At 58.1% G+C, this 13,917-nt stretch carries 10 protein-coding genes; 7 read left to right on the forward strand and 3 right to left on the reverse strand.

The annotated features are described in order from the left end of the window. Nucleotides 1-121 precede the first annotated feature (121 nt). Together DCC24_RS03880 and DCC24_RS03885 are read left to right on the forward strand one after the other, a co-directional pair. Complete coding sequence (locus tag DCC24_RS03880; RefSeq protein ID WP_110098611.1) at nt 122-5,032, forward strand: NAD-glutamate dehydrogenase; 4,911 nt, start codon at nt 122-124, stop codon at nt 5,030-5,032. 133 nt (nt 5,033-5,165) lie between these two features. Beyond that, nucleotides 5,166-6,776: a sensor histidine kinase gene (locus DCC24_RS03885; RefSeq protein ID WP_110098612.1), complete on the forward strand. Its 1,611-nt coding sequence runs from the start codon at nt 5,166-5,168 to the stop codon at nt 6,774-6,776. Between the two features lie 200 nt (nt 6,777-6,976). Here DCC24_RS03885 and DCC24_RS03890 read toward each other — a convergent pair whose 3' ends face one another. Further along, nucleotides 6,977-7,225 carry a WhiB family transcriptional regulator gene (locus DCC24_RS03890; RefSeq protein WP_110098613.1) on the reverse strand — a complete coding sequence of 83 codons (249 nt, stop codon included), beginning with the start codon at nt 7,223-7,225 and terminating at the stop codon, nt 6,977-6,979. Between the two features lie 443 nt (nt 7,226-7,668). Between DCC24_RS03890 and DCC24_RS03895 the strand changes: the two genes are divergently transcribed. Beyond that, nucleotides 7,669-8,055: a hypothetical protein gene (locus DCC24_RS03895; RefSeq protein ID WP_146206275.1), complete on the forward strand. Its 387-nt coding sequence runs from the start codon at nt 7,669-7,671 to the stop codon at nt 8,053-8,055. Between the two features lie 84 nt (nt 8,056-8,139). Here DCC24_RS03895 and DCC24_RS03900 read toward each other — a convergent pair whose 3' ends face one another. Then, nucleotides 8,140-8,535, reverse strand: coding sequence for a DUF1844 domain-containing protein (locus DCC24_RS03900; RefSeq protein ID WP_110123387.1), 396 nt, complete (start codon nt 8,533-8,535; stop codon nt 8,140-8,142). Nucleotides 8,536-8,909: 374 nt separating this feature from the next. Here DCC24_RS03900 and infC point away from each other — a divergent pair, with 374 nt between their 5' ends. The 4 genes from infC to DCC24_RS03920 all read left to right on the forward strand — a co-directional run bounded on the left by infC (nt 8,910) and on the right by DCC24_RS03920 (nt 11,358). Beyond that, nucleotides 8,910-9,626 carry a translation initiation factor IF-3 gene (gene infC, locus DCC24_RS03905; RefSeq protein WP_233491972.1) on the forward strand — a complete coding sequence of 239 codons (717 nt, stop codon included), beginning with the start codon at nt 8,910-8,912 and terminating at the stop codon, nt 9,624-9,626. A 129-nt stretch (nt 9,627-9,755) separates the two neighbouring features. Further along, a complete protein-coding gene (gene rpmI, locus DCC24_RS03910; RefSeq protein ID WP_110098615.1) occupies nt 9,756-9,950 on the forward strand; it encodes a 50S ribosomal protein L35 in 195 nt (64 codons plus the stop codon). Between the two features lie 80 nt (nt 9,951-10,030). Next, on the forward strand, nt 10,031-10,414 hold the full coding sequence (rplT, locus tag DCC24_RS03915) for a 50S ribosomal protein L20 (RefSeq protein WP_110098616.1): 384 nt from the start codon (nt 10,031-10,033) through the stop codon (nt 10,412-10,414). Between the two features lie 41 nt (nt 10,415-10,455). Further along, nucleotides 10,456-11,358: an RNA methyltransferase gene (locus tag DCC24_RS03920; protein ID WP_110098617.1), complete on the forward strand. Its 903-nt coding sequence runs from the start codon at nt 10,456-10,458 to the stop codon at nt 11,356-11,358. On the opposite strand, the gene DCC24_RS03925 is transcribed toward DCC24_RS03920, so the two are convergent. Next, nucleotides 11,343-13,865 carry an FtsK/SpoIIIE domain-containing protein gene (locus tag DCC24_RS03925; RefSeq protein WP_158524592.1) on the reverse strand — a complete coding sequence of 841 codons (2,523 nt, stop codon included), beginning with the start codon at nt 13,863-13,865 and terminating at the stop codon, nt 11,343-11,345. The two genes, DCC24_RS03920 and DCC24_RS03925, sit on opposite strands and share 16 nt — an antisense overlap. Nucleotides 13,866-13,917 lie beyond the last annotated feature (52 nt).

Below are 13,917 nucleotides of genomic sequence, written 5' to 3' on the forward strand. Positions count from 1 at the left end.
GGAGTCTTTCATCGGCTGAGAGAACTCTCTAGGGTGGAAGATGGTTGCAAAGGCGTGACCATCTTTCTCGACCGGTCAGAGCCGGTGAAAGACCAGACCCGTTCTATTGATAGAGGACTGAATGACTCGGACACAACCGCTGTGGACAAAGGAGTCCACCGGAACGGAAGAACTCGCACAAGCCTATTTTCATGATCTCTCAGCAGAGGACCGAGAGAAACTGGGCGATGCTGATGCCCGCTCGATTCTGGACCACCACCTCGAGCTCGCTATGGCTCGTCCCGCGCACGAGGCCAGCGTTGACATTCACAATGCGGGACACGTCACCACAGTGTACGTGGTCCAACAGGATATGCAGTTCCTGGTGGATTCGGTGACCGCGGTGCTCAGTGGCTCCGGCCACGGGATTGAGCTGATCAACCACCCAATGTTCATCGTGCACCGTGACGCTGAGACAGCTGAGTTGCAGTCCGTGTTCCCGGTTCCTAGCACCGGTCCCCGCCTCAGCGGTGAAACAGCCGAAAACATCGCATCCGACGCATTGCTGGGTCCGAAAGGAACCACGGTCAGTATCGAGTCCTGGATGAGCATCCGGCTTTACGAAAAGGTTGACGAACAGGAAGTTGCAGAGCTGGAGCAACAGTTGTCGGACAGTCTGGAAGACGTCTCGCTGGTCGCTCGGGACCAGGAAAAAATGCGGACCCAGGCGCTACAGGTTGCTGACCAACTCCGTCAGCAGGCACCGACTTCAACAAGTGGTGTCGATGAGACGGCAGCACTGCTGGAATGGATGGTCAAGGGCGGATTCATTTTCCAGGGATACCGTCGCTACGATCTGGAACACACCGCCGATGGCGACGTGGTGCTGGCCGGGGAGAGTGCCAACAGCCTCGGTGTCCTGTCGCGACGTCAAGGAACGGGAAGGCGGCCGCTGACCCAGTCCGGTCAGCAACAGATCCAGGTACCCAATCCGCTGATCGTGACGAAAACGAACGCCGTCTCGCGGGTGCAGAACCAGGTTCCGATGGACTACGTGGCCATCAAGACCTACGACGAGAACGGTAAGGTGACCGGAGAGAACCGGTTTATTGGTTTGTTCACCGCGAAAATTCGTACCACCCCGGTTCAGGAGCTACCTGTCGCTCGTGAAACAGCGCGGGCAGTGGTGCGGCTTTCAGGATTCGGTCCCCACTCCCACTCGGAACAGCAATTGCTGGACCATCTGGAGACCTACCCTCGCGAAGAGCTCTTGCAGTCCGGGTCAGAACAGGTTTGGGCAACTTTGGAATCTGTTCTGCATATCGGCCAGCGACGTCGTAGTGCCGTTTATGTCCATCAGGATCCTTTCGGACGCTACGCCCGGGCTATGGTGTATTTGCCCAAAGACCGCTACAACACCTCAGTGCGCAAGCGCATCCAGAACATCTTGATGGATGTCCTGCACGGTGAATCCCTTGAATACCAGGTGCTCCTCGGCGAGGCAGTATTGGCTCGGGTCACCTTCCGAATCAAAATTGCCAGCCAGTACCAGGACACTGGCGTCGTGGAATCGCTGGACATGAGCCAATTGCGCCACGACTTGGCTCAGGCCATCCGGTCGTGGAAAGAAGGCATTGATATAGAAGCCGTGGCCGTCTTCGGCGAAGAGAGCGGCGTTGATGCAGCTCAGATCTGGGACGAGGCCTTCCCTCCCGGATACCGAGTCCGCTACGAGGTCGAAGACGCACTGGAGGACATCTCCCGGTTCACCGCCCTGAACGATAACGAACCCACGGTCTATGCCATCCCGGATGCTTCCGATAGCTCGCAGGCGCGGGTGAAGATCTACTCCAAAGAGTCTAAAGACCTCTCGGATGTGCTCCCGGTCTTCCGCGATATGGGGCTACGCGTCATTGACGAATACCCGTTCATGATCAGCCCGAGTGATCAACGCGAGTTCTTCCTCTACGACTTGGGGGTCCAGGCCGAACACGAACTCGACCTGACCGTGGTGGCCAGCCTGCTGGAAGAAACCGCAGCGGCCACGCTGATCGGCACCAACTCTTCCGATGGGTTCAACCGACTGGGTATTGAACTCGGACTGCCACTGGGCCAAGTCGCCATCCTGCGCGCCTACGCCCACTACCTGCGTCAGCTGTCATTCCCCTCCTCGCTCGAGTTGGTGGCCACCACCCTGCTGAACAACCCGGTGGCAACCAGCGGTCTGGTGGAACTATTCGCCACCAAGTTCGACCCGCAAGCAACCGAAGCTGAAGGCGAAGAAAGCGACGGGGAGGCCAGTCAGGCCCGGGTGGAGGCCACCGAGCAGGCCCGGGACAAGGTCTTAGCATCCCTGGACGATGTCGCCAGTCTGGACGCCGACCGTATTTTGCGGGCCTTCATCACCGTGATCGACGCTACCGTTCGGACCAATGCCTACTTGGATCCCCACAACTCCTCGGCGGCTCGTGGTGGCCCTCGCTTGAGCTTTAAGATCCTGCCGCAACGGATCAACTTCGCTCCACAACCGCGCCCGGCCTTCGAGATCTGGGTCCACAGCCCCCAGGTTTCTGGTACCCACCTGCGCTACGACAAGATTGCCCGCGGTGGTCTGCGCTGGTCGGACCGCGCTGAAGATTTCCGCACCGAAGTCCTCGGCCTGGTGCAAACTCAGCAGGTCAAAAACGGCGTGATCGTCCCGGCTGGCGCCAAGGGCGGGTTCTTTGCCCACGGTCTGCCGGATCCGTCCCAAAACCGTAATGCCTGGTTCGAAGCCGGTCGTGATGCCTATCAGACCTTCATCCGCGGTCTGCTGGATCTTACCGATAACCAGCAGTTGGGCGCCGAAGAGACCACGGTGATCACCCCAGAGCGGGTGATCCGCCACGACGGCACCGACCCATACCTGGTGGTGGCTGCCGATAAGGGCACCGCATCCTTCTCCGATACCGCGAACGCCATTTCGGCGGAATACGGATTCTGGCTGGCCGATGCCTTTGCCTCCGGCGGGTCGGTCGGCTACGACCACAAGCAAATGGGTATCACCGCCCGTGGCGCCTGGGAGTCCGTACGCTCCCATGCTGCTGCTCTGGAGCTAGATGCCGATCACGACCCGATCACCGTGGTCGGAATCGGTGATATGTCCGGTGACGTGTTCGGTAACGGACTGCTACGATCGCAGCATCTGAAGCTCATCGCAGCGTTCAACCACCTGCACATCTTTATTGACCCCAACCCGGACCCCGAGGCGTCCTACACTGAGCGTCGCCGGCTGTATGACACCCCTCGTTCGACGTGGGCTGATTACGATCGCGACCTGATTTCCGCCGGTGGTGGCGTCTTCGACCGCGGGTCGAAGTCCATTGAGATTACTGAGCAGATGCGTGAAGCCCTGGGCCTGGAGGAATCGGTGACCTCGGCGTCTGGAGAGGAGTTGATTCACTATATCCTCCAGGCACCGGTTGACCTGCTCTACAACGGCGGTATCGGAACCTACATCAAGGCCGAGTCCGAAACCAGTGAGGACGTCGGGGACCGTGCCAATGACGTGATCCGTATCAACGGTTCCCAGGTTCGGGCACGCATCATCGGTGAAGGCGGAAACCTGGGTGCAACCCAGGCCGGCCGCGTGGAAGCTGCCGCCCACGGCGTGCGCGTCAACACTGACGCGGTAGACAACTCCGCGGGTGTGGATGCCTCCGATCACGAGGTGAACATCAAGATCCTGCTGGAGAACATGATCGCCTCCGGGGATTTGAAAGTTGAGGATCGCGAGGAGTTGCTGGCCTCGATGACTGATGAGGTCGGGCACCTGGTGCTAGACACCAACGCCAGCCAGAACCGGTTGCTTCGCGTGGAAGAATCGCTCAGCCTGAACTGGATGCCAGCACTGATCCGGTATGTGAGCTGGTTGGAAGAGCACGGTGGGCTCAACCGCGAGCTGGAATCAATCCCCTCCCATGCCACACTGAACCAGCGGTTGAAGGACGGCAAACCGGTCTACACTCCAGAACTGTCCATCCTGCTGGCGTACGCCAAGAACACCCTGGCACGGCAGCTACAGGAAACCGATATCGTCACCGATCCCTGGTTCAGCCGGTGGCTGGTGCGCTATTTCCCCGAACGGCTACAAGAAACCGGTGAGAATGCGATCCTGCAACACCCGCTGGGTGCCCAGATCATCGCCACCCGCCTAGCCAACCACGTCATCGATTCCGGCGGCATCACCGTCATCTTCCGGGCCGAGGAAGAAACCGCCGCGGACCTGTCGACCCTGGTACGCGCCTTCATCGTCGCCGAAGAAATCTACCAGCTACCGGCCCTGCAACAACAGATCAATGATCTTCCCGCCACGCTGGACCACCGGGTGCGGATGCAGATGTTGCAAGATGTCCGCCGGCTCACCGACCGGCTGATGCGTTGGCTGATCCACCACCAGCTCACCACCGAGCCGATGCACTCCCGTATTGAACGGTTCCAGGACACCGTGGCAGCCGTCCAACCAAAGATCGGGCAGTTGCTCACCGGCGATATGCATCAGGCGGCCACCAGCCGTGCTACGAAACTCCGCGAGGCTGGCGTCGGCGACGAATTGGCAGAGACCGTGGCAACCCTGTTCGAATCCTACAGTTTGTTGGATATCGCCGGCATTGCCGACCGGTTCGATCAGGATCCTGCCGGTATCGCACGGGTCTACTTCCACGGTCAGGATTACTTCGACGCTGAGAAGCTACTGGAGTTGATCACCGATCTGTCCCGCCGGACCCGCTGGGATGCCCTAGCCCGCGTCTCCATCCGTGAAGACCTCTACGGGTGGCTGTCAGATTTGGCCTCGGTCATCGTGGAACAGACCGCCGAGGCGTTCACCTACGACACCCACGAAGAGGTCTCAGCTGCCGTGGAAGACTGGCGGGCCCACCACAAGCGGCGTGTGCACCGTGTCAAGGGCTTCTTCGACGAAATCAGAGCGCAGTTGCAACCCGAAGAAGGCGAGCACACCGACCTGGCGATGCTCACGGTGGTTCTGCACCGTTTGCGGACCCTGATCGTCTAGGAGTACTCCCCGAGTCCGCCCCGGTTCGGTGTGACACGCCACCACTGGTCAGCCCCGCCCGTCGGTGGGGCTGACCAGTGTGCGTTTCGGTCTTGGTTCCCGGGGCGTCGTCACGTCAGGCTAGGCTGGCATCATGCACCACGAACGGTACCCCGACCGATCTGATCGTGCCCAGCCACCGGCCTCGGCTGGCCCGGATACGGCGGCTCTGCGACTGCCACCCGCGGTCAGCCGGCTACCTCGGGACTGGCAGATCCTCTCCGATCTCGCCTTCTCTGACCTGGTCCTCTGGCTCCCGAGTATTAACAGCCGGGATGCGACGGGAAAACCCGACCAAGCAGACTTTGTGGCAGCAGCCCAAGCCCGCCCCTTCACCGCCCAAACCACGCTGATCCGCGATCTGATCGGCTCCGCCCCACGCACCGGACTTCAGCCGTTGCTGATGCAGGTGCTGCGCACCGGCATCCCCGTCAACGGATCCGAACAACTGCAAGGCTCGGCAGCTCTTGGCGTCACGGTCTGGCCGGTGGTCGACGGCGACGAGGTACTGGCCGTGCTGTCGGTGCACAAGAACCTCGCGCGACAACGTCATTCTTCCCGGCTGGAACAGGCCTACCACCGGTCGGCCCAAGATTTATTAATGATGATCTCCAGGGGACTGTGGCCAGAACCCGACCAACGCCATGGGCCATCGTTGTCAGATCTCAGGGTCGGTGACGGGATGATTCGATTAGACGCCCAAGGCCTCGTTAACTTCATCTCGCCGAACGCAGTGTCCGGGCTCCGGAAACTCGGAATCCGGCAACCGCTGGAAGGCCGACAACTTTCCCGGGTCGTGACCGACTACCTGCCCCCGCGAGGCCACACCGACCACCTGCTACCTAGCGTTCTTTATGGTGTCAGCACGGAGACCACAGAGATCGAAACTCGAAAAGTGTCTCTGTCGATACGGTCGATCCCGCTACGAGATCGACACCGAGAGCGTTATGCCGCCGTATTACTCATTCGAGACGTCACCGAACTGCGCCATCGTGATCGACAGCTGATCGGTAAGGACGCGACCATTAAGGAAATCCACCACCGGGTGAAGAATAATCTGCAGACCGTCGGGTCGCTGTTACGCATGCAATCACGTCGCATGACCTCCCCGGAAGCCAAACATGAGTTGCTACTAGCCATGGGGCGGGTTGATACCATTGCCCGGGTTCACGAAACCCTGTCACAATCGGTGGATCGTCGCATCGACATGGACGAGTTGCTCTCCCAACAATTCACGATGGCGGTAGACATCGCTAACACCGGGCGGGAAATCCACACCGAAATCTCCACGGCCTTCGGGCAACTCTCGAGTGAACTGGCCACCCCGCTGGCATTGATCGTCAACGAGCTTGCCACCAATGCGGTGGAACACGGCCTCGACTCCGAACTGGGGGGAACGGTATGGTTCCGGGCCTACTACAGCACCCAAATCCCGGAAAATTTGCCCGGAACCGAGCTCACATCACGACCCGTTGAGCACCTGATCGTCGAGATTGAAGACTCGGGTCGTCCTGGCCGGCCCGGCTACCAGGGCACGCGCGGTCCAGATCGTCCGGAGCATACCTCAGCGACGAGTGCCGGAGGGCTGGGCACACAAATTATCCGCACGTTGGTGGCCTCGGACCTGCACGGAACAATCTCATGGCAACTGGCAACCCCCGGCGGTCGTGGCACCTTGGCTCGGGTTAGTATCCCGGTTGAGTAGGAGTGAGAAAGACCGAAGTGGGCCAACAGGGCTCCGGAGCCCTGTCCTACGTGGCCTTCGTGTACTGCAGACAAACACCGGTCGTTTCAGGCTCTGGCAGATTGCTCAGGGCGGTGAAACGACCGGTCAAAGATCAGTCTCGGTGGCACTGATTCAAAAGTGTGGTCTGGGCCTTTTCTCAAGGGTGCTGGCTCTTCGGCTTAGGAAGCCCGGCGGGCACGAGCCTTACGGCGCTTCAGTGCGCGACGCTCGTCCTCGCTCATACCGCCCCAGACACCGTAATCCTGACCGGTGCTGATGGCCCACTGCAAACACTGTTCCATGACAGGGCACTGGTTGCAGATTGCCTTAGCTTCTTCGATCTGCAACAACGCGGGACCGGTGTTGCCCACCGGGAAGAAGAGCTCTGGATCCTTATCCAGGCACGCTGCCTTACTACGCCAATCCATAATGAATTGCTCCTTTTCGCTGCTGGTATGGCTCGCGACCGCTGTCCGTAAGAAACAGTTCAGCTTGTCAGAGGAGACAATGAGAAGAACTCGCGAGAAAACGGAGAGGGTGCGACGCTGTGAGCCCGGCCTGTACCGGCTCGTCGACTGTTGTTAATAATGTTTTCATGTGGTTTTGCTCCGTGCAAGAGACTAAAGTCACCGAAATGTCAAATTTGAAGAGATATTTGTCACAACAGCACTCTCAATTTGCGTCCACTGTGGCATGGGGCATAACATTCCGTCTTTTTAGTGAGCGCTCTTGACAGTGCGCCTTTTAGCCTGTTAGTTCACCTGAAGTTTGCCTACGTGGGGTGGAGAGTAGGCCGGTGGGCCCGTGATGGTATGAGACAATGATCCGGAAAGGGGCACAATCAGGGGTGGTCATCATCGAAGACAATCGCGTGGATAGTCGTGCACCACTGGTGTGGTTGCTCAGCCTCATTGTGGGTTGCCAAGGGCTTGTCCTTACGGTCTCGGCTGTGCTGGCCGTACTGAACATCGGAGATGGCACCTTAGGCCTGGGGGCAGAGCTATTCCTCGCCTTTCTCTTAGCCATCGGAGCGATCTGGTTGATCGTAGCAGCCTATGGCGTCGTAAAAGGTAAAGCCTGGACCAGGGCAGCGGTCATGGTGATTGAGCTGTTCGCCATTGTCCTGTCTTTTAACTACTTCTCCACGGCTGACTGGTGGTATGGCATCGCGTTCCTTGTCCCTGCGGCCGTAGCGTTAGTCATATTGTTTAGCCCGGCAGTGAATGCCCACATCACCCGACGAGAACCTGAACGGTAGCCAAGTTGACGCTAGCTCAAGCCCACTACCGGCCTGGTATATACCGGGTAGGTAGCGGGGATGAGAATAGATTCGTAGCGTGAGTCAACCGTAGACGGGGCCGGTAAACTTCTCGCCAGGGCCTTTGCCGTGTTCATCTGGGACGGTTGAGGCCTCGCGGAAAGCGAGTTGCAGGGTGCGCAGTCCATCACGTAGGGGAGCCGCGTGTGCCCCACCGATTTCCGGGGCAGCTGCCGTGACCAGACCGGCCAAGGCCGTGATGAGCTTGCGGGCCTCATCGAGGTCAGTTTGTTCTGCGGCATCGGGCAGGTCCGCCAGTCCGCATTTCACCGCTGCTGCGGTCATCAGGTGGATTGCGGTGGTATTAATGAGTTCCACGGCAGGAACGTCCTGAATTTCGCGAACCTGATCCTCGACCCCGTGCTGGAGGTCGTCGAGTTGCTCGTCGGACAGGTGGTCGTGGGAGTGTGGTTCTGTCATAGGTCTAAGCTTGGCATAGCTCTATGGATATTGCTCAAGGTTTACCCCGCGGGTCGCCGGGACTGCGTTGGATATCGAGGCGAGACCTGCTACCATAGGTCGGTAGACAAGTGGAGGTTTGCTCCCACCCGCGCTAGCAGGAAGTATCGCGACGATACCGAGTTTCCGGGTTATGCCAAGGGTATTGCTGAGCAGTCCCTTGAAGAGACGTCACGCTTTCAACATCTCAGAGTGACGTTTTAGCCTCCACTGTCTGACAGGGAGGCATTTTTTGTGTCACGATTCCGCGAGGTAACGCGGTGGCCCTGTGCCGTTGCGACAGACTATTTGAGGAGAACAGCATTAACGAGCCTAGAATCAATGAACGCATTCGCGTGCCAGAGGTCCGCCTTGTCGGCCCGCAGGGTGAACAAGTCGGAATCGTGCGTGTTGAAGACGCCTTGCGTCTGGCGGTCGAAGCGGATCTGGATCTTGTTGAGGTTGCTCCTAAAGCCAAACCCCCTGTGGCTAAACTCATGGACTTTGGCAAATGGAAATACGAAGCTGCGGTCAAGGCCCGTCAATCGAAGAAGAAGCAAGCCTCAACAACACTCAAAGAGGTGCGGTTCCGTCTGAAGATTGATACTCACGACTATGAGACCAAGACTGGCCGGGCCAAAAAGTTCCTGAAATCTGGGGACAAGGTCAAGGCGATGATTCAGTTCCGTGGCCGTGAACAACAGCGCCCAGAGTTGGGGATCCAGCTCTTGGAGAAGTTTGCTGAAGACGTAGCTGAGTATGGCGAAGTTGAATCTGCTCCGCGACAGGACGGTCGCAACATGGTGATGGTTGTGGGTCCGTTGCGTAACCGCAGAGATAAGAAAGACGCGAAGAAGCCGTCGTCACCGCAACGCTCTGGCGGTGGCTCTCGTCGCGACCGGGCTGCTGCTGCAGCGAAGGCCGCCAGAGAGCAACAGGCCAAGGACCGCGAGGTCAAGAATTCGGTGGGAGACGCCATGCCCGAGGAACTGAAGAAGATGGGTTCCTCAGCAACGTCTTCCTCCCAGGCTCCGAAGCCGGGGCCCAAGCCGCGGGCACCTCGGAAGAGCTAGCTCAGCGGTCACGATGAACCCGTACCCGCATCGATCACGCGATGAAGGGCAACAGAGTTTGGTGGAGGGCACCGAGCTCAGTCTGACTTCCTGGGGGAGTCAGCACAACCACGAAGGAGAACGGCAACTATGCCGAAGATGAAAACTCACAAGGGTGCCGCAAAGCGCTTCCGCGTGTCCGGTACCGGAAAGCTGATGCGTCAGCGTGCCAACCGTCGCCACTACCTGGAACACAAGTCGTCGCGACTGACTCGTCGTTTGAAGGGCGATGTCGCGGTGACCAAGGGTGACACTCGTCGTATCCGGAAAATGCTGGGTATCTAAGCATTCTTTTTACACACAACTTTGTGGTGGGGCCGTGTAGCTAAGACCCCGCCGATCATCGACTACTGAAGGAGATACGCGTGGCACGTGTGAAGCGGGCGGTTAACGCCCAGAAGAAACGCCGGACCGTCTTGGAGCGGGCTTCCGGCTACCGCGGACAGCGCTCTCGCCTGTACCGCAAGGCCAAAGAACAGCTGTTGCACTCGTATGTATACAACTACCAACACCGGCACAAGCGTAAGGGTGACTTCCGCCGTCTATGGATTACCCGTATTAATGCTGCTGCTCGAGCAAACGGAATGACCTACAACCGTTTCATCCAGGGCGTACGCTTGGCGGGCCTTGAGCTGGACCGTCGTATGCTGGCTGAGATTGCTGTTTCTGATGCAGCTACTTTCGCCAAAATCGTCGAGCAGGCTAAGAACGCTCTGCCTGAGGACGTCAACGCCCCGGCTGCCAGCTAGTCCGTTGGTATTCTGCGTCTACCGTAACGACCTGCATACCGATGAGCACTGAACGCCCCGTCCCGTTCCTGGACAACGCTCGATCCGATCGAGTTAAACACGTCGCAGGTTTGGGGGGGCGTTCTGCTGTGCGTCGTCGCCAAGGGCTGTTTCTGGCTGAAGGACCGCAAACCGTCCGGGAAGCGCTCAAAGCAGAAACCGGGCAACTTCAGGCAAAGACACCGTCGGCATCACAGCGTCGTGCGAGCTGGAGACCGGGATGTGTGATTGATCAACTTTACTGGACCTCGGAGCTCGAATCCTCTGATCCGGCATTATTTGGTCTTGTCCAGGACGTCGTCCGGCGACGTAATGTCTATGCTGCAGAGATTTCTCAGGACGTCTTAGAAGCCATGTCCGATACTCAGTCACCGCAATCGATCTTGGCTGTTTGCGCAATACCTGAACAGCCAGAGCAGCTTGACTTAGCCGGGTTGCATTTGGTCGCGGTGCTGTGCCGAGTACAGGATCCTGGAAATGTCGGCACGATTATCCGTGTGGCCGATGCGGTGGGTGCTGATGGGGTGTTTCTGACTAGCGGTAGCGTGGACCCCTTCAGTCCGAAGGTCGTCCGCTCCACGGCTGGTTCTTTATTTCATCTCCCCGTCTTGTCTCGCCTTGATATCGGAGAACTGGCACCCGAACTGTCCGCGACCGGAATGAAATTATTGGCGGCTGACGGGTACGGACAGACCACACTAGACATGCTGAGCGAGGCACAATTGGCCGACCCGACGGCCTGGATGTTTGGTAATGAGGCACAAGGGCTTAGCGATGATGAGCGACACCTGGCCGTCCAGTCGATCGCGGTGCCGATGTATGGCCAGGCTGAGTCTCTAAATGTTGCTACCGCCGCCACCGTGTGCATGTATGCCTCGGCCATGCAATATCATTCAGCAAGCTGAATTTCCAGGCCTTGTACAGGCCATCCTCGTCCCACGAGGACACCACGATATGGAATATGTGGGGCTTGACGTATCCGTGGCCAGACCATACGGTGTTCCTCGGTTGAGCCGAACCCCAGATATATCCGGTCGGTAATCAGCCCCACGGTGCGCCCCGCGGCCAATTCTCGGCCACCATGTATCAGGATTTTCAGTGTGTTGGGGAAGTCGCGGATCAGCGTCATTAAACGGTCTTCAAAACTCTCGAAGCCTCGACCAGGGATTCTTGAGGCCCACGCCGAAAAATGTCGAATAATGATGGTGAGCTGTTGGCCAGCTTGAAGGATTTCTCTCAAGGTCGCTAGAGCCTCTTCGAGTTCTTCACCGGTGCACTCAGCATGGAACGACCATCTGTTCTGAGAACTCTCCGTTATGTGGATTGCTCGTTCCACTGAGGATTCTTCTCGATGGGGGCGACCATCAAAGAGGGCCACCTTGTTGGCAATCCTTGGCGAAGGGTCCCCTTGGTGGTGCTGGGTGAAGAACGTCGTGACTGCCCGATCTAGCAGTTTTTCGGCACCAGATCCGCTGGCGCCGATGACGGCTAAAGAACCGGTTAGGATCCAGGGTTTTCGTCCGCTCTGAGGCGTTGCCTCGGAAGAAGTTGTCTTGGGGTTCCACCATATCGGAGCTTGCATCCGTTCGGTTGGGTGGTCGACGAGCCCTAGGATCATGCCTGATGTCGGTGTTAACGGGTCTGTGCTCTGAGTGCTAGGATTCCAGTGCTCGGGTAGCGAAGGCAAGACAATGGGGTCAGGACATAACAGACCGGCCTGTTCATGGGCTTGGGTAATCATGGATACCACCCGTGGCCACTTCGTGGTGGCGACAGTCTTTGTCGACACCGGGCGATCGGCGGAGACTGGGGTGAGCGTGACCGGTTCAGAAGGTAGTCGCATAATAGGAGTCTGAAAGATCTCGGAATCGGCCGGTCCGCGACGCAGAATCCCATGTCCTGGCTGAGAAGCGCTGATGCGATAGGCCGAGGCATCACCGATCAGGTCCCAGGAATCTTGTTCTGTTGCTGTGCGAAGACAGAGTACCGAGCCCAGATTCGCCCGCACGTCAGAGGTCACGGTCCCCTGAGCCCGCTGTGTTGCCAACACCAAATGGAATCCCAGTGAGCGTCCCGTGGAGGCGAGGCGGATCAGAACATCTTGGGCTTGACGGTGGTCTTCGATTAGCATTTTCAGTTCATCGATGGCCACCACAAGCCGTGGCAAGACGACATGGGGCACGTTCTGTCGGAACGATGAGTAATCGGGGACCCGATACTCAGCAAAGAGCTTCTCTCTGCGGTGTAATTCGGCTTCGATAGCTCCCAAAGATCGCAAAGATAGTCCGGCGCTGAGGTTGGTTTCCACCGCCATCACATGTGGCAGGTCCTCGAGGACCGCGAAGGAGGAACCACCTTTAAAATCGAGGAGTACCATCGATAGCTGGTCCGCAGGGTAGTTCATCGCTAGTTGGGCTAGAACAGTCAGTAAGAGCTCAGATTTTCCCGATCCGGTCGTGCCGGTAATCAACACATGTGGTCCGTCTGCGACCAGATCTAAAGCGTCGGCGCTATCTCTGGCATCGATCTCCACCCGCAGATCTCCCGCGCTATGAGCGGTAAAAAATGTAGACGGAAGGCTCAACAGCGGGCTATGACTCCTGGTTGCCGGTAATTGGCTGAGTAGGCGTGAAGTAACCAAATCTAAAGTGGTGACACTTATCCCAAAGAAGTTGATCTGCGAGATATCTTGGCCCAGACCTGATACTGAGCCATCGCTAACATCAAACACCACCTCTTGGCTGGCCGGAGGTCTGGGACAGTTCTCGTCTACCTGTTCAATCCGTACCAGGGGAGTACGGGCGAATTTTTGGTCCAGGTCGTCCCGAGTGAGCGTACCGGTCGTATCAATGATTGTTGATGGTAGGACGGAATCGATCAGTTCCTTGTCCCGTTCGGAATTCGTATGGACCCAGACACGTTGTTGGGTGGCCGCTGCGTGATGGTGGCACTGTGCCAGCAGCCAGTGTGTGACCGAGGCAAGCTGTTCGGGTAGCCCGCGGACCACGGTGGTTGAGCCTGGAGCCAGATGTTGGGCGATAGCGGTATGAACTTGGGTATGCTGCGCCCATTTCTCGTCGGCGTCACTCCGCACAAGCTTGACCGCGAGGATCCCGTCTCCCCAGCGGATGGTTGGAGTTGCTAAATGCGGTCGGAGCAGCCCGAGCGGATCTGGGGCGATAGATCGCAGAGCGAAACGCAGTTGGTCTGGAGTGTATGTTTCATTCAGTCGGTGTTGTCCCTGTTCGGTAGATAGTCGGGTGATCGTTGCGATAAACTTCCGGCGTTTCGCGCGATATTGACTGATCATGACCACGGCGACGATCACCGAAATCGCGCTGAAGAGCAGGAAATACCACATTCCTGTGACAACCATCATCACCAGTCCGATGATCATCGGACTGGCTGCCATTACCAGTTGAAGCACAACATTCGGCGGCTGAGGCTCCGGGCCCGGATCAATC

The organism is Auritidibacter sp. NML100628 (assembly GCF_003185985.1).
GTDB classification, from domain to species: Bacteria; Actinomycetota; Actinomycetes; order Actinomycetales; family Micrococcaceae; genus Auritidibacter; species Auritidibacter ignavus.